This is a genomic window from Klebsiella sp. 1SOBk10mer, from assembly GCF_046602535.1.
In the GTDB taxonomy this organism is placed as follows: domain Bacteria; phylum Pseudomonadota; class Gammaproteobacteria; order Enterobacterales; family Enterobacteriaceae; genus Klebsiella; species Klebsiella quasipneumoniae.
On the sequence record NZ_JBKIUP010000007.1, the window covers coordinates 127,746 to 147,439 of the forward strand.

The window sequence follows — 19,694 nt, forward strand, 5'->3', positions numbered from 1 at the left end:
ATTAATCTAGACGTATTACGCGTATTTATTGTGTTAAAAGACACGCTTCGTTACAACCTTAACGACGATTTCTGTATTGAGAGGCCCACCGTGAGTCTATTTGATAAAACGCATCTTGTCGCCCAGGCGGATGCGCTGCCTGGACGCAATACCCCGATGCCAGTGGCGACGCTCCACGCAGTTAACGGCCACTCGATGACCAACGTCCCGGCGGGGATGGAAGTGGCACTGTTCGCCATGGGCTGCTTCTGGGGAGTTGAACGTCTGTTCTGGCAATTGCCGGGGGTTTACAGCACCGCCGCCGGCTACACTGGCGGCTATACGCCCAATCCGACCTATCGCGAAGTGTGCAGCGGCCAGACCGGTCACGCGGAAGCGGTGCGCGTGGTCTACGATCCACAGGTCATCAGCTATGAGCAGTTATTGCAGGTGTTCTGGGAAAATCACGACCCCGCGCAGGGCATGCGACAGGGTAACGACCTCGGCACCCAGTACCGTTCGGCGATCTATCCGTTGACGCCGGAACAGACGGAAGCGGCAAAGGCCAGCCTCGCGCGCTTCCAGGCGGCGATGAACGACGCGCACGATACCCGTCACATCACCACCGAGATCGCCACCGCCAAACCGTTCTACTATGCCGAGGACGATCACCAGCAGTATCTGTATAAGAACCCGCATGGCTATTGCGGCATTGGCGGCATTGGCGTCTGCCTGCCGCCTCAGGCGTAATTCTGATTTCCGCCTCAACAGCGAGGCGGTTAATGAACGCTCTGGCGGCTTTACATTCCCTTACGCTATACTACCCAGTGTGACAGCCGGTCCAGCGCCTTCGGACCGGTTTTTTATGTATTCCACATTTAAGTTATCAACTTCCCTTCCGAGGATCTGACCTCAACGGTCAGAAAAGATATGTTAAACAGTATTTTAGTAATACTCTGTCTGATAGCCGTCAGTGCGTTTTTTTCGATATCGGAAATCTCACTGGCCGCCTCACGTAAAATCAAACTGAAACTGCTGGCCGATGAAGGCAACGTCAACGCACAGCGGGTGCTGAAGATGCAGGAGAACCCGGGCACCTTCTTTACCGTCGTGCAGATTGGCCTCAACGCCGTCGCCATTCTTGGCGGTATTGTGGGCGACGCGGCTTTCTCACCGGCGTTTCATAGCCTGCTCAGCGGGTATTTGTCACCGGAGCTCTCCGAGCAACTGAGCTTCATCATCTCTTTTACCCTGGTCACCAGCTTGTTCATCCTGTTTGCTGACCTGACTCCGAAACGCATCGGTATGATTGCGCCCGAAACTGTGGCCCTGCGCATCATCAACCCGATGCGCTTCTGCCTGTTAGTCTTCCGCCCGCTGGTGTGGTTGTTTAACGGCATGGCCAACATGATCTTCCGCATCTTTAAACTGCCGATGGTGCGGAAAGACGATATCACCTCCGACGATATCTATGCCGTGGTCGAAGCCGGCGCGCTGGCCGGGGTGCTGCGCAAGCAGGAGCATGAGCTGATTGAGAACGTGTTCGAGCTGGAGTCCCGCACCGTTCCTTCCTCCATGACCCCGCGTGAAAGCGTCATTTGGTTTGATTTGCATGAAGACGAGCAGAGCCTGAAGAATAAAGTGGCCGAACACCCTCACTCGAAGTTCCTCGTCTGTAATGAAGATATCGACCACATTATCGGCTACGTCGATTCAAAAGATCTGCTGAACCGCGTGCTGGCGAACCAGAGCCTGGTGCTGACCGGCGGCGTGCAGATCCGCAACACGTTGATCGTCCCGGATACCCTGACCCTGTCCGAAGCGCTGGAAAGCTTCAAAACCGCCGGGGAAGACTTTGCGGTGATCATGAATGAATATGCGCTGGTGGTCGGGATCATCACCCTTAACGACGTGATGACAACTCTGATGGGCGACCTCGTCGGCCAGGGGCTGGAAGAGCAGATCGTCGCCCGCGATGAAAACTCGTGGCTAATCGATGGCGGTACGCCGATTGATGACGTGATGCGCGTGCTGGATATCGACGAGTTTCCGCAGTCCGGGAACTACGAGACCATCGGCGGCTTTATGATGTTTATGCTGCGTAAAATCCCCAAACGCACCGACGCGGTGAAGTTCTCCGGCTATAAGTTCGAGGTCGTGGATATCGATAACTACCGTATCGACCAGTTGCTGGTGACCCGCATCGATAACAAGCCCACGGTGCTGGTGCCCAAGCAGGCGGAAGCGGCGGAAAGCCAGAACGCCTGAGCGTAATCCTTTCTCTCTCTTAAGGGCGGATGATCATCCGCCCTTTTTATTGCCCGAATGTGAAGCGGCTCACGCCCCTCTGCCGATAGCAGATTATTACTGCTCGATAGCGAAACGTTTATGACTCCCCCGTGCGCAAAAAGGTAACGTTGCTCGCGTCTACACGATCATATTCCTGAATAAAGGAAGCGAGGGTTACCATGATAACGTCGAATAAAAATTACTTTATCAGCTGTCTGTTTTTCCTGTTTTTCTTTATAGGCTGGGGATGCTGCTACCCCTATTTATCACTGTGGTTAACGGAAACCATCGGTATTAACTACACGGACGTCGGTCTGGTTTATTCTTTCACCGCCATTGTGGCCGTCTGCGTTCAGCCATTATTCGGTTTTATATCGGATAAGCTGGTGTATCGTAAGAATCTGATGTGGATGCTGGCGATCATTATCACCTTATTCGCTCCATACTGGATCTATGTCTTCGCGCCTCTGTTAAAAATAAATGTGTTCCTCGGCGCGCTGGCTGGCGGTCTCTATATTGGCATGGCCTACGGCGCAGGCTGCGGGATTTGCGAAGCCTACATCGATAAGGTCAGCCGCGCCTCCGGCTTCGAATTTGGTCGGGCGCGGATGTTCGGCGGCATCGGCGCCGCGATCGGCACCTTTGCGGCAGGAAAGCTCTACGGCATCGATCAGAACATGATTTTCTGGTTGGCCAGCGCAGCAGGCGTCTGCCTGCTGGTGATTGTCTGGAAAATGCAGATCAGCACCCATCAAAAGCAGGGGCTGCTGTCCGGCAAAACGTCGCCGGTTACCCTCCGCGATGCCGTCTCGTTGTTAAAAATTAAAAAATTCTGGTTCTTCGCCCTCTATGTCATTGGCGTCGGGGCGGTCTATGAAACCTATGACCAGCAGTTCGCTATCTACTACAGCCATTTCTTTGAGAGTAAAGCCCGGGGTGCAGAAGTCTTCGGTTATTTAACCACGGGTCAGATTTTCCTTGATGCCATCGTGATGTTCTTTGCACCATGGTTTGTGAATAAAATCGGCCCGAAAAATGCGCTGTTATACTGCGGGCTGATTATGAGCTTGCGCATTATCGGTTCCGCGTGGGCTATTGGCCCGGTATCCATCAGCCTGATTAAACTACTCCATGGATTTGAAAGCTCGGTGTTACTCGTCGCGGCGCTTAAATACATTACCGCTAACTTTAACCCCCTGCTTTCCGCGACGGTTTACTTAATTGGCTTCCAGTTTTCAAAAAGCTTTAGCTCTATTTTTCTCTCCACCGGCATCGGCCATATGTACCAGAGCATGGGCTTTACCAGCAGCTATATCGTGCTCGGTAGTATCGCCCTGTGCTTCACGCTCATTTCGTTTATCACGCTGGATAAAGCACGCGTGTTCTCTTCACAACCTGTGCCCGCGAATTAATGTCAGGAGGTAGTCTGCATGTCTCAGTTATTTTATGGCGTGGCGTATTACGATGAATATATGCCGGAAGATCGGCTGGCCAGCGATATCGCCTTAATGCGCGAAACCGGCATTAACGTGGTGCGTATCGCCGAGTCCACCTGGAGTACGCTGGAGCCCGAAGAGGGCCAGTACAATTTCTACCATATCGACCGGGTGCTCGAGGCGATGCATGAGGCCAGCATTGCGGTCATCGTCGGGACGCCCACCTACGCGGTCCCGGCCTGGCTGGCGGCGAAACATCCCGATATTCTGGTCACCACCGTCGCGGGGCAGCAAAAATATGGTCCGCGGCAGATCATGGATATCGTCAACCCGACCTTTCGCCGCTATGCCGAAAAAATTATCCGCACGCTGATGGCCCATGTGCAACACCATCCGGCGATTATCGGCTGGCAACTGGATAACGAAACCAAGCATTACGACAATATTGGCCGCTATATGCAGGAGGGCTTCGTGCGCAGCCTGCAGGAGAAATATCCAGACCTCCGACAACTGAATCACGATTTCGGTCTGGATTACTGGAGCAACCGCATTGACCGCTGGCAGGATTTTCCGCCGGTGGAAAACACCATCAACGCCAGCCTCGCCTGCGCCTTCTCCCGCTATCAGCGCCAGCAGGTCACCGAGTATCTGGCCTGGCAGGCGGAGATTGTGCGCGAGTACGCCCAACCGCACCAGTTCGTCACCCACAACTTCGATTTTGAATGGCGCGGTTACTCTTACGGCGTGCAGCCGCGAGTCGACCATTTTGCGGCGGCGCAGGCGCTGGATATCGCCGGCGTCGATATCTATCACCCGAGCCAGGCACACCTGACCGGGCGGGAAATCGCCTTTGGCGGCGCCATCACCCGCTCGCTTAAGCCGGGCCAGAACTACTTCGTGCTGGAAACCCAGGCGCAGGGCTTCGCCCAGTGGACTCCCTACCCGGGCCAGCTGCGCCTGCAGGCGTTCAGCCATATCGCCTCCGGCGCCGCCATGGTCTCCTACTGGCACTGGCATTCGATTCATAACGCCTTCGAAACCTACTGGAAGGGGCTGCTCAGCCACGACTTCTCGCGTAACCCGACCTGGCAGGAGGCCACCACTATCGGGGCTGACTTTGCCCGCCTGTCGCCGCAGCTGGCGGAGCTGAAGGCCGAAAACGACGTTGCGCTGCTGATAAGCAATGAGGCAATGGACGCCCTCAATCACTTCCGTCCTGGCGATGCCGAGGGCAACATTTATAACGATATCTTTCGCCGCTTCCACGATGCGCTGTATGACCACAATATCAGCCTCGACATCATCCACGATGTAAACGAGGAAACCTCGCGCTACCGAGTGCTGATCGTTCCCGGCCTGTACGCTGCCGATGATGGCCTGCTGGCGCGGATCAATCACTATATCGCCGAGGGCGGCAGAGCGCTTATCGGCTTTAAATCGGGCTTTAGCGATGAAAACGTCAAGGTACGCCGCAGCGCGCAGCCTGGGATCCTGCGGCAGAGCTGCGGCGTCAGCTACAGCCAGTTCACCCTGCCGGAAGGGACGACGGTAAGCTCTTGCTGTGCAGAGATTGATTGCCGCAATGACAATCAGGCTGAGCTGTGGATGGAATTGCTGACGCCCGATGATGGGACCCGCACCTTGCTGCGCTATCAGCATCCGGCATGGGGCGAATACGCCGCCGCCACCGAAGCGGATTATGGCCGGGGACGAGCGATGTATGTTGGCTTCCTGCCGCAGAAGGGATTGATTAGCCAGCTGTTTGATGTACTAACCGCCGATATCGCATTGCGCTCGCGCACTTCCGCCTATCGCTTCCCATTAGTGGTCAAAAAAATGCGTAATCGCGCCGGGAAAACCACCCACTTCCTGTTCAATTACTCCGGCGAGACGCTGGAATTTGTCAGCGAGACCGCGGGTAGCGCGCTGCTGAGCGGGGAGACAGTATACGTCGGCCAGCCGTTGCGCCTCAGGGCCTGGGAATTTACTATCATCGAAAGCTAACGACGCGGCGGCGCTCAGGTGGGAGAGAGAATGGAACTGGATATCAATGAGCTACTCAATTTCTCTCCATTGATGAAGACCTTTACCTTCAATGCCTGGGTCGTCGCAGGCTTCACGCCGATTACCCGCGGCTCCACGCTGGACTACTACATTAACCGCCCGCAGGGGATGAAAGGTTACATCATTAATCTGACCCTGCGCGGCCAGGCGCGGGCGAAGGCGGGCGATGGCTTCCTTCTGTGCCGGGAAAACGATCTGCTGCTGTTTCCTCCCGGGGTGCCCCATCACTACGGCAGGGACGAGCACAGCGAGTATTGGGACCATCTGTGGATCTACTTTATCCCCCGCCCCTACTGGATAGACTGGCTAAAGTGGGACCAAACTACTCACGGTATCGGCAAAACAACCATTAACGATCCCGAACAGCTCCAGCAGCTGCGCGATCTGTTCTACGAAGTGATACGCCATCACTCGGCATCCGCGCCGCTGTCGGAAGCGCTGGCGATGAACGCCCTGGAAAGATTGATCCTTCACTGTTTTCAGCGACAGCCCATCAGCAACCGTCACGCCCACGACCCACGGATTAACGCCGTCTGCGACTACCTCAACGCCCATATTGCGCAGGAGGTAAAAATCGAGACCCTGGCGGCGATGGTATTTATCTCCCCTTCACGTCTGGCGCACCTTTTCAAAAATGAACTGGGGCAAACGGTTTATGCATGGCGGGAAACGCAACGCATCAACCGCGCCAGGTGGCTTATTCAGAGCACCTCGCTCCCGCTTAACAAAATTGCTTTATCGGTAGGCTACAGCGATCCGGTCTATTTCACCCGCTTGTTTCGTAAACATAACGGTATTCCACCGGGCGAATATCGCAAACGCTATGCGGAAATGAAGGGCTAAAAACATCAACGGCTCCCATCGGGAGCCGTCTTTTACCTACTACGTACTGCTACGTTTCAGGTTATGCCATCTCAGTTTGCAGACGCAACACCTGACGATTGACTTCGGACATCACTGACAGATGCAGCTTGTCCTTGACCTTCGGGATAAGGATTTTGCCCTTATCAAATTCAAATGCGCCAACGTCCTTGATGTACAACCGTCCACGAAACAGGATCTTCACGTACTTCGCCACTTGCAGCGGATTGTAGCGTTGGAAAATTTTCATTCTTCTCTCCTGCCAGGGTTACGCTCCTGTGGTGCCACAGTTAGCCCACGTATCGGGAGCGCAAATTTTAATGCCCTAAAACTATAGTCCAGAATCTCAGAGGGACCCAGTATGTATAAGTTTATTTACCCTTTGATGACAATAATTCAGAATTTTCGTTTCAGACATACGATGAAGTAAGTATAAGTCGCCGTTTTTCGACTAATTTGTGCGTCAACACGCAAACTGGCATCCTCATTGCGGGTAATCACCACCAATCGCACTTATGATTAAACGAGACCAAGTGGTCGGATCACCTGCACAAAAAATGATTAAGGAAACCGTATGACCCTACGTAGCATACTGGCCGCCTCGTTACTCCTCGTGCCGCTGCTGGCCTCAGCGCATAACTTTGTCGATGGCCAGCGCGTGGCGCCGGTCGGCGTCGCGGATCGGGGCGAATTAATTCTGGATAATGATAAGTTTAGCTATAAAAACTGGAATAGCTCGCAGCTGGCGGGAAAAGTGCGCGTCGTCCAGCACATCGCCGGACGCTCGTCAGCAAAAGAGAAAAATGCCAATCTGATCGAGGCGATTAAAGCGGCGGGCTTCCCGCACGATCGCTATCAGACCACCACCATCGTCAATACCGACGATGCCATCCCGGGCACCGGTATGTTTGTGCGCAACAGTATCGAAAGCAATAAAAAGCTCTTCCCATGGTCGCAATTTATCGTCGACAGCAATGGATTGGTGCGAAAAGCCTGGCAGCTGGACGAGAAGAGCTCGGCGATTGTGGTGCTGGATAAGAGCGGGCGCATCCAGTGGGCCAAAGACGGCGCGCTCACTCAGCAAGAGGTGCAGCAGGTGATCGACCTGCTGCATAAATTGCTTAATAAATAGAGACCCGGAAGCCGGGATTGAGGAAGGATTCACGCGGCGTGTAGTCGAGGGTTTTGCCCTGCCAGTCGTGAACATGCGCCCCGGCGGCGACCGCGACGGCATGGCCGGCGGCAGTGTCCCAGGTGCTGGTCGGCCCGAAGCGCGGATAGAGCTGGGCCTGGCCTTCCGCCACCAGGCAGAACTTCAGCGAGGAGCCGATGGAAGTGGTCTGGTGCTCGCCCAGCTGCTCAAGGTACTCCTGCAGCTCCGGATCGTTGCCATGGGAGCGGCTGATCACCACCAGCGGTGGACGGGCATCGCGGACCTGGATCTGCTTGCGCACGCCGCACTCTTCTTTCCAGGCTTTGCCTTTTTCCGCGCTGTACATCACCTTCATCACCGGCGCATAGACCACGCCCAGCGTCGGCTTGCCGTTTTCAATCAGCGCGATATTAACGGTGAACTCGCCGTTACGCTTAATAAATTCTTTGGTGCCGTCCAGCGGGTCGACCAGCCAGTAGCGCTGCCAGTGCTGGCGCACTTCCCAGGCCGGCGGGTCCTCTTCCGACAGAATGGGAATGGTGGCATCCAGCGCCTGCAGGCCGCTGACAATGACTTTATGCGCCGCGAGATCCGCCGCCGTGACCGGAGAATCATCTTTCTTGCTGGCGACGTTGATCGGCTGGTTTCCATCGTAAACTTCCATGATGGCATCGCCCGCGTTCCGTGCAAGCTGACATACTTGTTCTAACATTCTCCACCTCGTCTGGTTACAGTGGCGTTAACTTGTTGTTTTATTTATATCGCATCACCGCAAGTTCCGCTATCTGTGATAACGATGGCGGTTTCTCTGCCCGCTTTTCTGGCAAGATTCACATTTCTGTAAGCAACAGAATATAAATACATTTTCTTCTGTGCTATCGCTCATAAAAAAGGACGCCTCTGATGATTAAGTTTAGCGCAACGCTCCTGGCCACGCTGATCGCCGCCAGCGTCAACGCCGCAACGGTCGACCTGCGGATCATGGAAACCACCGATCTGCACAGCAATATGATGGACTTTGACTATTACAAAGATGCCGCCACGGAGAAATTCGGCCTGGTGCGTACCGCCACCCTGATTGAACAGGCGCGGGCAGAAGCGAAAAACAGCGTACTGGTGGATAACGGGGATGTCATCCAGGGGAGCCCGCTGGGCGACTACATGGCCGCCAAGGGACTGAAAGAGGGCGATGTTCATCCGGTGTATAAGGCGATGAATACCCTGAATTATGCCGTCGGCAACCTGGGCAACCATGAATTCAACTACGGCCTCGACTTCCTGCACAAGGCGCTAGCCGGGGCGAAATTCCCCTACGTGAACGCCAATATCATCGATGCCAAAACCGGCAAACCGCTGTTCACCCCGTACCTGATCAAGGATACCCCGGTTCAGGACAGCGAAGGTCAATCCCACACCCTGCGCATCGGCTATATCGGCTTTGTGCCGCCGCAGATCATGACCTGGGATAAAGCCAATCTTAGCGGCAAAGTGACGGTCAACGACATTACCGAAACCGCGCGCAAATATATCCCGGAGATGCGGGCGAAAGGGGCTGATGTGGTGGTAGTGGTCGCTCACTCCGGCCTCTCCGCCGACCCGTATCAGGCGATGGCCGAGAACTCAGTCTACTACTTAAGCCAGGTGCCCGGCGTTGACGCCATCATGTTCGGCCACGCCCACGCGGTATTCCCAGGCAAAGACTTCGCCAACATTAAAGGCGCGGATATCGCCAGAGGGACGCTGAACGGCGTACCGGCGGTGATGCCGGGAATGTGGGGCGATCATCTCGGGGTGGTCGATCTGGTGCTGAACAACGACAGCGGCAAATGGCAGGTGACTCAGAGTAAAGCGGAAGCACGGCCAATCTACGACGCGGTGGCGAAGAAATCGCTGGCGGACGAAGACGGTAAGCTGGTGGCGGTGCTGAAAGCCGATCACGACGCTACTCGCGAGTTCGTCAGTAAGCCGATCGGCAAGTCCGCCGACAACATGTACAGCTATCTGGCGCTGGTGCAGGACGACCCGACGGTGCAGGTGGTCAACATGGCGCAGAAAGCCTACGTTGAACACTACATTCAGGGCGACCCGGATCTGGCGAAACTACCGGTACTCTCCGCTGCCGCGCCGTTTAAAGTCGGCGGGCGTAAAAACGATCCGGCGAGCTTCGTGGAAGTGGAAAAAGGCCAGCTTACCTTCCGCAACGCCGCCGACCTCTATCTCTACCCGAACACCCTGGTGGTGATGAAGGTCAGCGGGAAGGAGGTCAAGGAGTGGCTGGAGTGCTCCGCCGGGCAGTTTAACCAGATCGATCCCGCCAGCAGCAAGCCGCAGTCGCTGATCAACTGGGACGGCTTCCGCACCTATAACTTCGACGTGATTGACGGGGTGAACTACCAGATCGACGTCACTCAGCCGGCCCGCTACGACGGCGAATGTCAGATGATCCATCCGCAGGCAGAGCGTATTAAGCACCTGACCTTCAACGGCAAACCGGTCGATCCGCAGGCCACTTTCCTGGTCGCCACCAATAACTATCGCGCGTACGGCGGTAAATTCGCTGGCACCGGCGAAAGCCATATCGCCTTCGCCTCACCGGATGAAAACCGTTCAGTGCTGGCGGCATGGATTGGCGCGCAATCGAAGAAGGATGGCGCGATCCATCCGGCGGCGGATAACAACTGGCGTCTGGCGCCGATCCACAGTAAGACGCCGCTGGATATTCGTTTTGAGACCTCGCCTGGCGACAAAGCCGCGGCGTTTATCAAAGAGAAAGCCCAATATCCGATGCGCCAGGTGACCACCGATGATATCGGCTTCGCCATTTATCAGCTGGATTTGAGTCAGTAATCCCTGTTCCCCGGTGGCGCTGCGCTTACCGGGGCTACAAACCGGAGCTGACGGGTAGCCCGGATAAGGCGCCAGCCGCTATCCGGGAATATCTCCCCGGTGGCGCTGCGCTTACCGGGGCTACAGGGAGTGATACATTTTCACTCCTCGTGGCTAGCCAGCACCGCCGGCAGATTAACCTCGATCCAGTCCGCCAGGGCCGCCACCTTCTCGCTCACCTGCAGGCCGAGCGGCGTCAGGCTATATTCAACGTGCGGCGGCACCACCGGATAAGAGACGCGGTCGATAAAACCATCCTGCTCCAGGGCCTGCAGCGACTGCGCCAGCATCTTTTCGCTGACCCCGCCCATTTTGCGCCGCAGATCGCTGAAGCGATGGGTTCCTTCGCGCAGCGCCACCAGAATCAACACGCCCCAGCGGCTGGTGACATGTTTAAGCACATCGCGCGACGGGCACTGTTCCGCAAACAAATTGCCATTGCGCAGTTTCTCGCTCAGCGTCGGTTCGGCCATTTTCACACTTACCTTTTTGTACGTACTTACTAAAAGTTAGTTAAGGTGTTAGCTTACCACAACTGCCACTAAACACGAAGGAGAAGACTAATGATCGCTCTTACCGGTGCCACCGGCCAGCTTGGCCACTACGTTCTGCAAGATCTGCTTAAAACCGTCCCTGCCGGCCAGATTGTGGCGATTGTCCGCAACCCGGCCAAAGCCCAGACTCTCAGCCAGCAGGGCGTTGTCGTCCGCCAGGCCGACTATAGCGACGAAGCGGCGCTGACCGCCGCGCTGCAGGGCGTGGATAAACTGCTGTTAATCTCCTCCAGCGAAGTCGGCCAGCGCGCCGTACAGCACCGCAACGTCATCAACGCCGCCAAAGCCGCTGGGGTGAAGTTCATCGCCTACACCAGCCTGCTGCACGCCGACACTTCGCCGCTGGGCCTGGCCGCAGAGCATATTGCAACTGAGCAGATGCTGGCCGACTCGGGTATCGCTTACGCCCTGCTGCGTAACGGCTGGTATACTGAAAACTATCTGGCCAGCGCGCCGCCGGCGCTGGAGCACGGCGTGTTTATCGGCGCCGCCGGCGAAGGTAAAATTGCCTCCGCTACCCGCGCAGATTATGCCGCCGCGGCCGCCCGCGTTATCGCCGGTGAAGGCCATGCAGGGAAAGTTTATGAACTGGCGGGTGATAACGCCTGGACGCTGAGCGACCTGGCTGCTGAGCTGAGCAAGCAAAGCGGTAAAAACGTGGTCTACCAAAACCTCAGCGAAGCCGACTTTGCCGCCGCGCTGAAAAGCGTCGGCCTGCCGGCGGGTCTGGCCGATATGCTGGCAGACTCCGACGTCGGCGCCTCGAAAGGCGGGCTGTTTGACGACAGCCGCACCCTGAGTACGTTGATCGGCCGTCCGACCACCTCCCTTGCCGAAAGCGTGAAAGGCATTCTGTAACCGCCCCTCTCAGCTTTTGCGGTTGCGTCCCGGCGGTTCCTCTCTCATATTGAAGAGATTAATCGTCGGGAGGCAGGCATGCAGGGCGTACCACCCCAATTTAGTGATGAAAAAGATCGCGCGCGCTTTCGCCATCTCGAACAGCTGCCCGGGGTAGAGCTTTACCACGCCCATATCTCCCGCTACGCCTTTGAACCCCATACCCACGAAGCTTTCGGCATTGGCGTGATTGAGCAGGGCGCCGAGCGCTTTCGCTACCGCGGCAGTCAGCACATTGCCGCCGCCAATGCCATTGTCACCATGAATCCCGACGAGTTGCACACCGGCGAAGCGGAAACCGCTGACGGCTGGCGCTACCGGATGATTTATCTGGAGCCGGACCGTCTGGAAGCCATCACCGGGGTGCGCGACTGGTGGTTCAGCGAGGTGGTCCGCGAGGATCCCCTGCGGTCCCGGCGGATTGGCCAGCTGATTTACGGTCTGTGGCACAGCGAAGATGCGCTGGCCCAGCAGGGAATGCTGCTCGACCTCATCGACACCTTCCGCCCTCTGGCCCACCATGCCTCGGCGCAGGGTGAGGCCGGGCATCGCTTCGACCGCGTGCGCGACTACCTGCATGATAACTATATGCGCTCCATCACCCTCGACGAGCTGGCGCAGGTGGCGGCGCTGAGCCCGTACCACTTTCAGCGCCAGTTTAAAGCCCACTATCACGTAACGCCCCATCAGATGCTGATGGCCATCCGCCTGTGGCGCGCCAAAGCATTTCTCACCCACGGCATGCCCGCCGCCGAAGTGGCGATAGCCGTCGGCCTCACCGACCAGTCTCACCTGACCCGCACCTTCACCCAGCGTTACGGCATTACGCCGGTACGCTATCAGAAGCAGGTCGCCAGGCGCTGATGCGCAATCTCATACAATATTCCCGCCCGGCCTCCTTCTACACTGCAGACAACAGTGATGACAATGGATGCAATGATGATTAGTGGTGTGTTGTATGCCCTGCTGGCGGGGCTGATGTGGGGTTTAATTTTCGTCGGGCCTTTGCTGGTGCCAGAGTATCCGGCGATGCTGCAGTCGATGGGACGCTATCTGGCGCTGGGTCTGATCGCCCTGCCGCTGGCATGGCTCGGGCGCGCGCGTTTGCGCCAGCTGAGCCGGAACGACTGGTGGACCGCGCTGGGTCTGACGATGATGGGAAATCTTATCTATTACGTCTGCCTGGCCAGCGCCATTCAGCGTACCGGGGCGCCGGTCTCCACCATGATTATCGGCACGCTGCCGGTGGTATTGCCGGTCTTCGCCAATCTGCTCTACAGCCAGCGCGACGGAAAGCTGCCATGGCGGCGCCTGTTTCCGGCGCTGGTCTGCATTGCCGTCGGCCTGATCTGCGTTAACGTCGCGGAACTGCGCCAGGGGCTGCCTGATTTTAGCCCGTGGCGCTACGGCTCCGGCATTGCGCTGGCGCTGGGGTCGGTGGTCTGCTGGGCCTGGTATGCCCTGCGCAACGCCCGCTGGCTTCGGGAGAACCCGCATCAACCGCCGATGATGTGGGCTACCGCTCAGGCGCTGGTGACGCTTCCGGTTTCGCTGGCCGGCTATCTCGCCGCCTGCGCCTGGCTGCACGGTCAGCAGGCCGGGTTCCCCCTGCCCTTCGGCCCGCGCCCGGCGGTGTTTATTACGCTGATGCTGGCCATCGCGGTGCTCTGCTCATGGGTAGGCGCGCTGTGCTGGAATATTGCCAGTCAACGATTACCGACGGTGATCCTCGGGCCGCTTATCGTTTTCGAAACCCTGGCCGGGCTTCTGTATACCTTTCTGTTGCGGCAAAGTTTACCGCCGCTGCTGACCCTGAGCGGTATCCTGCTGCTGGTGCTCGGCGTGGTCTCCGCCGTCCGCGCCAGGCCGGAAAAACCAACGTTGCAACCGCTGACGAACGAAAAAAAGTAGCCGGGCCCTATTAAGGGGTATTCCCTCGCCAAAAAGATGCATTTAAAATACATCTTATATTCCTGATGACGAGGTAACTGCTATGGCTTTCCGTGACCAACCTTTAGGCGAGCTGGCGCTGACCATCCCGCGCGCCTCCGCCCTGTTCCGTCAATACGATATGGATTACTGCTGCGGCGGCAAACAGACGCTGGCGCGCGCCGCATCGCGCAAAGCGCTGGATGTCGCGGTGATTGAGGCCGAGCTGGAGAAACTGGCCGGGGAGCCTATCATCCGCGACTGGCGCGCGGCGCCTCTGGCGGAGATCATCGACCATATCATCGTTCGCTATCATGACCGGCACCGCGAACAGCTGCCGGAGCTGATCCTGCAAGCCACCAAGGTTGAACGGGTCCACGCCGATAAACCGAATGTGCCGAAAGGGCTGACGAAGTACCTGACCATGCTGCAGCAGGAGCTCTCCAGCCACATGATGAAAGAGGAGCAGATCCTGTTTCCGATGATCAAACAGGGGATGGGCGCCCAGGCCGGGGGCCCGATCGGCGTAATGGAAAGCGAGCATGATGAAGCGGGCGAACTGCTCGAGGTAATCAAACATATCACCCATAACGTGACGCCGCCGCCGGAAGCCTGCACCACCTGGAAGGCAATGTATAACGGTATCAACGAGATGATCGACGATCTGATGGAGCATATCAGTCTGGAAAATAACGTGCTGTTCCCGCGTGCGCTCGCCGGTCAGTAAAGAAAAAGGCGCCCGCAGGCGCCCTCGACATTGTCCGTCTTATTTGGCCACTTTGAGTGGCCTTTTTTATGACGATCCGTTGCAAGCAACGTTAAAATTTTCGTTTATTTCGCCAGACGTTTTTTGCCGGCAAACAGCCAGCCCGCACCCAGCAGAACAAACCACAGCGGGGTGACCATCAGCGCTTCACGGGTATCATCTTCGAGGGTCAACAGCACCAGTACGAAGACGAAGAAGGCCATGCACACCCAGCACATTAATTTGCCCAGCGGCATCTTATACTTGGACTTCTCGTGCAGCTGCGGACGCTTTTTACGATAGACCAGGTAAGAGCAAAGGATAATCGTCCAGACGAACATGAACAGGATCGCCGACACCGTGGTGATCATGGTGAACGCGGCGATCACGCTCGGGTTGACCATCAGCATCACCACACCGCCCAGCAGGCACATGCAGGAGAAGGTTAAGCCCTTCGCCGGCACCGCACGCTTCGACAGTTTGGCGAACATCTTCGGCGCCTGACCATCCTGCGCCAGACCGAACAGCATACGGCTGGTGGAGAACACGCCGCTGTTGGCTGAGGAGGCTGCGGAAGTCAGCACCACGAAGTTAATCAGGCTCGCTGCCGCCGGCAGACCGACCAGCACGAACAGCTCAACGAACGGGCTCTTGCTCGGCACCACGGAGCTCCACGGCGTCACCGACATAATCACAATCAATGCGAAGACGTAGAACATAATGATACGCAGCGGGATGGAGTTAATCGCCCGCGGCAGGGATTTTTCCGGGTCTTTGGTCTCAGCCGCAGTGGTACCGACCAGCTCAATCCCCACGAAGGCGAATACCGCAATCTGGAAGCCGGCGAAGAAGCCGCTCAGCCCTTTAGGGAACCAGCCGCCGTCATTCCACAGATGCGCGAAAGAGGCTTCGACGCCGGTCGGCGATTTAAAATGCATCATGACCATCACCAGGCCGACCACGATCAGCGCCACGATGGCGACGATTTTGATCATCGCGAACCAGAACTCCATTTCGCCAAACATTTTGACGGTGGCAAGGTTCAGGCCCAGCAGCAGCAGGATCACCGCCAGCGACGCGACCCAGTCGGAGAGTCCGGGAAACCAGAACTGCGCGTAGGCGGTGATCGCCACCACGTCCGCCATCCCCGTCACCACCCAGCAGAACCAATAGGTCCAGCCGGTAAAGTAGCCCGCCCAGGGGCCCAGCAGATCGGCCGCGAAGTCGCTGAAGGATTTATATTCGAGGTTCGACAGCAGTAATTCGCCCATGGCTCGCATAACGAAAAACAGCATAAAACCGATAATCATATAAACAAAAATAATGGATGGCCCGGCAAGGCTGATGGTTTTGCCAGAACCCATAAATAATCCAGTGCCGATCGCCCCGCCAATTGCAATCAGCTGAATATGTCGGTTTGTGAGATTTCGCCGTAGCGATTGTTCAGTCGGCTCCTGCTCGATAGCAGCGACTTTAACCTGATCTACCATGTGATTTCTTCCTGTTGTACCTGTCTGTGTTGTTCAGGCTCTGATGGCCTGTCGTCTGTCATTAACCCCAGCAAGGGCTAGTCGATATTAGGTAAGAATCGGAGGGATGAATACTATGATTTAGATATAATGTTAATTTTATGTTTAAAGTGAGTGTTATATCACTCATCTAACGCGAAATAGCTCACAAAAATACACCCATATGCGATGAATGCAAAACATAATTCCAATTAATTTTTAACTTAAGGATTTTACGCTATTTTTGTGGCTTCCCCCGCCGCTGGGGAAGAGGAAGCCTCTGCTGTTTAGATAATATCCAGCAGTTCAACTTCGAAGATCAGGGTGCTGAACGGAGGGATCGACGCGCCAGCGCCGCGCTCGCCGTAGGCCAGGTTGTGCGGGATGGTCAGTTCCCATTTGGAACCTACCGGCATCAGGGTCAGCGCTTCAATCCAGCCGCCGATTACGCCGGTCACCGGGAACTCTGCCGGTTCGCCGCGGGCGACGGAGCTGTCGAAGACGGTGCCGTCGATCAGTTTGCCGGTGTAGTGCACGCGTACGCGGTCGGTACGGGCCGGGATCGGGCCTTCGCCCTGGGTCAGCACGCGGAACTGCAGGCCGGACTCGGTGCTGTTCACACCCTCTTTCTCGCGGTTTTCATCAAGGTACTTCTGGCCGTCAGCGGCCATCGCCTGGAAACGCTCGCGACGCACGGCGTCGGCGCGCTCGTGGATTTCACGCAGCGCACGGTGGACGGCTTCTACCGGCACCTGCGGCTGGTTACCTTCCAGCGCATCGGCGATACCCGCCACCAACGCTTCCGGCAGCAGCCCCTGCAGGCCGGATTCGCTCAGCTGTTGTCCAACCTGCAAGCCGATACCGTAACTTGCCTGCGCTTCGATAGTGTCAAAAGTTGGGGTTGCCATCTTTGTTCCTTTTTTGGGTGATAAACATCAAGAGAAAAGCGTCCGGAAGCATAACAGCCATAGCGAAATGGGTAAAACTTTGTCGGCGGATGATGACAAATCTCAGCGAAAAAGAAACAATAGGCGGCATCAGGTTAACTTCACTTTGTTCCGGTCATCAGGACGTTAGCCATCTATACTCATAGGCAGGATAAAAATATGCGGAGCAGGAGGAAAGCCATGCCCGGGCGCTTTGAACTGACATCTACCCTGGCGAAAATCTGGCACGCCCCGGATCATTTTCGCCTCCTGGACCCACTGCCCCCGATGCACCGCCGGGGAATTATTGCTGGCTTCCTGTTGGTTATCATCGGCATTCTGCTTCCCTCTGACGATAGCCAAAACCCGGCGACCAGCAGCCGTGAAGCAAACCTGAATCTGCAGTCGCAGTCCCAGCCGCAAGCTGGCGGCAATCAGGCTGTTCCCCTGCCGCCGATCACCAATACGCCTACCGTGAGCGATGCCGACCAGATGGCACCGGTCGCCCCGGAGCCGATTCAGGATGAGCAACCGGACCAGGCGCAAACGCAGCAGCCCGCCGCCTCCCAGCCCTATCATTCTTCATCGCAGCAGTCCGCGCCGGGCATTGAGCAACAGTGGCGAACCTATCGCATCGAGTCGGGCAAAACCCTGGCCCAGCTGTTCCGCGATCATGGGCTGCCGGCCACCGACGTCTACGCCATGGCGCAGGTTGAAGGCGCAGGTAAACCATTAAGCACGTTGCAGAGCGGACAGACGGTGCAGATTCGGCAGAACGCCAACGGCGTGGTCACCGGGCTCACTATTGATACCGGCAATGGTCAGCAGGTGCTGTTTACCCGCCAGTCGAATGGCAGTTTTGTGCGTGCGCGCTAGCAGAGAAGACGACAGCGAGCGTTACGCCGCCGCAAAATGAAGGGCTCTGGAAAGCAAAACGCCGGCACAAGGCCGGCGGTTTGTTGTTACCAGAACGTCAGATGCCGATTACTCAGCAACCACGTTGATGATAACTTTAGCGAATACTTCGCTGTGAACCTGGAAGTCCACTTCGTGCTCGCCAACGTTACGCAGAACGCCGTTCGGCAGGCGAACTTCGCTCTTAGCAACTTTAACGCCTGCTGCAGTGACAGCGTCAGCGATGTCGCGAGTACCGATGGAACCGAACAGTTTACCTTCGTCGCCAGCTTTAGACGCGATGGTTACGGATTCCAGGGCGTTGATCTGCGCAGCACGAGCTTCAGCAGCTGCCAGAACGTCAGCCAGTTTGGCTTCCAGTTCAGCGCGACGCGCTTCGAAGAATTCAACGTTTTTCTTGGTAGCAGGAACAGCTTTACCCTGCGGGACCAGGAAGTTACGAGCATAGCCCGCTTTAACGTTAACCTGATCACCCAGGCTACCCAGGTTTGCTACTTTATCAAGCAGAATAACTTGCATTACCTTATCCTCTCAAAGTCGTATTAATGGACCGTGACCGATTACTGATGACGATCAGTGTACGGCAGCAGGGACAGGTAGCGAGCGCGTTTGATAGCGCGTGCCAGCTGACGCTGATATTTTGCACGGGTACCGGTGATACGGCTCGGGACAATCTTACCGCTTTCGGTGATGTAGTTTTTCAGCGTAGCGATATCTTTATAGTCGATCTCTTGAACGCCTTCCGCGGTGAAACGGCAGAACTTGCGACGACGGAAATAACGTGCCATATGGCTAGTCTCCAGAATCTATCAATTCAATCTGCTCGGCATGCAGAACCATTTTGCTCAAGCCGTTCTTTGCCTTATGGCAAGAGATGAACCCTCGAACGGTTACTGCGCTACCGACCGTTATACTGTGAGTAATGGCCTGGTTCTCGTGACCGCTAATAATAACGGGCATCTGACACCATGCCTGCCGGTGAAAACCGGCTTCCTCCTGCACTGAACGATGCTCAAGCACGAACTGGCAGTGAGGAATTCCTGACGGGCTGACCTTACGAAGTGGAGTCCTGCAAATAATGCCGGACAGCTCCAGACGGTTGGTCATCAGGATTACTCTTCAGAATCCCCAGCTTCAGAATCATCTGCGGTTTCGTTGGCGAAATCTTCGCGACGCTCACGGCGCTCGTCTTTCGCTTTAACCATCGGAGATGCTTCGGTAACAGCGTGCTTAGTACGCATTACCATGCTGCGGATAACGGCGTCGTTGAAGCGGAAGTTAGTTTCCAGCTCATCGATCGCTTCCTGCGGCGCTTCAACGTTCATCAGAACGTAGTGAGCTTTGTGCAGTTTGTTGATCGGATAAGCCAGCTGACGGCGGCCCCAGTCTTCCAGACGGTGGATCGTACCTGCTGCTGCAGTGATTGCACCAGTGTAACGTTCGATCATGCCCGGAACCTGTTCGCTCTGGTCAGGATGGACCATAAAAACGATTTCGTAATGACGCATCGAATTGCTCCTTACGGATTATTCAGCCTCCTGTCTGGGTCAGC

Annotated in this window: 21 protein-coding genes; 12 read left to right on the forward strand and 9 right to left on the reverse strand. The window is 56.3% G+C overall.

Going from position 1 to position 19,694, the window contains the following annotated elements:
* Positions 1–90 precede the first annotated feature (90 nt).
* The 5 genes from msrA (at position 91) to araC (ending at position 6,611) form a co-directional block, all read left to right on the forward strand.
* Positions 91–729, forward strand: a complete 639-nt coding sequence (gene msrA, locus ACLH1I_RS18715) for a peptide-methionine (S)-S-oxide reductase MsrA (RefSeq protein ID WP_032456893.1) — start codon at positions 91–93, stop codon at positions 727–729.
* Between the two features lie 180 nt (positions 730–909).
* Positions 910–2,247, forward strand: a complete 1,338-nt coding sequence (locus tag ACLH1I_RS18720; protein ID WP_004206485.1) for a hemolysin family protein — start codon at positions 910–912, stop codon at positions 2,245–2,247.
* 200 nt (positions 2,248–2,447) lie between these two features.
* Positions 2,448–3,680 (forward strand): oligosaccharide MFS transporter, encoded by a 1,233-nt coding sequence (locus ACLH1I_RS18725; protein WP_017900583.1) that lies wholly within the window; start codon positions 2,448–2,450, stop codon positions 3,678–3,680.
* 18 nt (positions 3,681–3,698) lie between these two features.
* Positions 3,699–5,708 (forward strand): beta-galactosidase, encoded by a 2,010-nt coding sequence (locus tag ACLH1I_RS18730; protein ID WP_032456890.1) that lies wholly within the window; start codon positions 3,699–3,701, stop codon positions 5,706–5,708.
* A gap of 30 nt (positions 5,709–5,738) precedes the next feature.
* Positions 5,739–6,611 carry an arabinose operon transcriptional regulator AraC gene (gene araC, locus ACLH1I_RS18735; RefSeq protein ID WP_004206480.1) on the forward strand — a complete coding sequence of 291 codons (873 nt, stop codon included), beginning with the start codon at positions 5,739–5,741 and terminating at the stop codon, positions 6,609–6,611.
* Between the two features lie 61 nt (positions 6,612–6,672).
* Here araC and ACLH1I_RS18740 read toward each other — a convergent pair whose 3' ends face one another.
* Positions 6,673–6,879, reverse strand: coding sequence for a DUF1107 domain-containing protein (locus tag ACLH1I_RS18740; RefSeq protein WP_002886707.1), 207 nt, complete (start codon positions 6,877–6,879; stop codon positions 6,673–6,675).
* A gap of 324 nt (positions 6,880–7,203) precedes the next feature.
* Between ACLH1I_RS18740 and ACLH1I_RS18745 the strand changes: the two genes are divergently transcribed.
* Positions 7,204–7,761, forward strand: coding sequence for a YtfJ family protein (locus ACLH1I_RS18745; protein ID WP_004206478.1), 558 nt, complete (start codon positions 7,204–7,206; stop codon positions 7,759–7,761).
* Here the strand turns inward: ACLH1I_RS18745 and cysQ are convergent.
* The gene (cysQ, locus tag ACLH1I_RS18750) at positions 7,751–8,494 is read right to left on the reverse strand and encodes a 3'(2'),5'-bisphosphate nucleotidase CysQ (RefSeq protein ID WP_004206477.1); all 744 of its coding nucleotides are present in this window, start codon (positions 8,492–8,494) and stop codon (positions 7,751–7,753) included. The two genes, ACLH1I_RS18745 and cysQ, sit on opposite strands and share 11 nt — an antisense overlap.
* Before the next feature lie 191 nt (positions 8,495–8,685).
* Here cysQ and cpdB point away from each other — a divergent pair, with 191 nt between their 5' ends.
* Positions 8,686–10,629, forward strand: coding sequence for a 2',3'-cyclic-nucleotide 2'-phosphodiesterase (gene cpdB / locus ACLH1I_RS18755; protein ID WP_198079899.1), 1,944 nt, complete (start codon positions 8,686–8,688; stop codon positions 10,627–10,629).
* A gap of 140 nt (positions 10,630–10,769) precedes the next feature.
* Here cpdB and ACLH1I_RS18760 read toward each other — a convergent pair whose 3' ends face one another.
* Positions 10,770–11,141: a winged helix-turn-helix transcriptional regulator gene (locus ACLH1I_RS18760; protein ID WP_004206475.1), complete on the reverse strand. Its 372-nt coding sequence runs from the start codon at positions 11,139–11,141 to the stop codon at positions 10,770–10,772.
* Positions 11,142–11,231: 90 nt separating this feature from the next.
* Here ACLH1I_RS18760 and ACLH1I_RS18765 point away from each other — a divergent pair, with 90 nt between their 5' ends.
* From ACLH1I_RS18765 to ytfE, 4 genes are all read left to right on the forward strand, one after another.
* On the forward strand, positions 11,232–12,080 hold the full coding sequence (locus ACLH1I_RS18765) for an SDR family oxidoreductase (protein ID WP_048294053.1): 849 nt from the start codon (positions 11,232–11,234) through the stop codon (positions 12,078–12,080).
* Between the two features lie 78 nt (positions 12,081–12,158).
* Positions 12,159–12,983, forward strand: a complete 825-nt coding sequence (locus ACLH1I_RS18770) for an AraC family transcriptional regulator (RefSeq protein ID WP_080838438.1) — start codon at positions 12,159–12,161, stop codon at positions 12,981–12,983.
* Positions 12,984–13,058: 75 nt separating this feature from the next.
* On the forward strand, positions 13,059–14,030 hold the full coding sequence (locus ACLH1I_RS18775; RefSeq protein ID WP_004206472.1) for a DMT family transporter: 972 nt from the start codon (positions 13,059–13,061) through the stop codon (positions 14,028–14,030).
* Between the two features lie 82 nt (positions 14,031–14,112).
* Complete coding sequence (ytfE, locus tag ACLH1I_RS18780; protein WP_198079897.1) at positions 14,113–14,775, forward strand: iron-sulfur cluster repair protein YtfE; 663 nt, start codon at positions 14,113–14,115, stop codon at positions 14,773–14,775.
* A 104-nt stretch (positions 14,776–14,879) separates the two neighbouring features.
* Here ytfE and cycA read toward each other — a convergent pair whose 3' ends face one another.
* Both cycA and fklB read right to left on the reverse strand, forming a co-directional pair.
* Positions 14,880–16,283: a D-serine/D-alanine/glycine transporter gene (gene cycA, locus ACLH1I_RS18785; protein ID WP_004206470.1), complete on the reverse strand. Its 1,404-nt coding sequence runs from the start codon at positions 16,281–16,283 to the stop codon at positions 14,880–14,882.
* Between the two features lie 305 nt (positions 16,284–16,588).
* A complete protein-coding gene (fklB, locus tag ACLH1I_RS18790; protein ID WP_002886687.1) occupies positions 16,589–17,209 on the reverse strand; it encodes an FKBP-type peptidyl-prolyl cis-trans isomerase in 621 nt (206 codons plus the stop codon).
* Positions 17,210–17,428: 219 nt separating this feature from the next.
* Here fklB and ACLH1I_RS18795 point away from each other — a divergent pair, with 219 nt between their 5' ends.
* Positions 17,429–18,103 (forward strand): LysM-like peptidoglycan-binding domain-containing protein, encoded by a 675-nt coding sequence (locus ACLH1I_RS18795; protein WP_198079896.1) that lies wholly within the window; start codon positions 17,429–17,431, stop codon positions 18,101–18,103.
* Between the two features lie 108 nt (positions 18,104–18,211).
* On the opposite strand, the gene rplI is transcribed toward ACLH1I_RS18795, so the two are convergent.
* The 4 genes from rplI to rpsF are packed head-to-tail and all read right to left on the reverse strand — an operon-like array spanning position 18,212 to position 19,650.
* Positions 18,212–18,661, reverse strand: a complete 450-nt coding sequence (gene rplI, locus ACLH1I_RS18800) for a 50S ribosomal protein L9 (RefSeq protein WP_004206464.1) — start codon at positions 18,659–18,661, stop codon at positions 18,212–18,214.
* 41 nt (positions 18,662–18,702) lie between these two features.
* The gene (gene rpsR / locus ACLH1I_RS18805) at positions 18,703–18,930 is read right to left on the reverse strand and encodes a 30S ribosomal protein S18 (protein ID WP_000135199.1); all 228 of its coding nucleotides are present in this window, start codon (positions 18,928–18,930) and stop codon (positions 18,703–18,705) included.
* A gap of 4 nt (positions 18,931–18,934) precedes the next feature.
* Positions 18,935–19,249, reverse strand: a complete 315-nt coding sequence (gene priB / locus ACLH1I_RS18810) for a primosomal replication protein N (protein WP_002885722.1) — start codon at positions 19,247–19,249, stop codon at positions 18,935–18,937.
* Positions 19,250–19,254: 5 nt separating this feature from the next.
* Entirely contained in the window at positions 19,255–19,650 is a 396-nt protein-coding gene (gene rpsF, locus ACLH1I_RS18815) for a 30S ribosomal protein S6 (RefSeq protein ID WP_002885691.1), read from the reverse strand.
* Between the last annotated feature and the right edge of the window lie 44 nt (positions 19,651–19,694).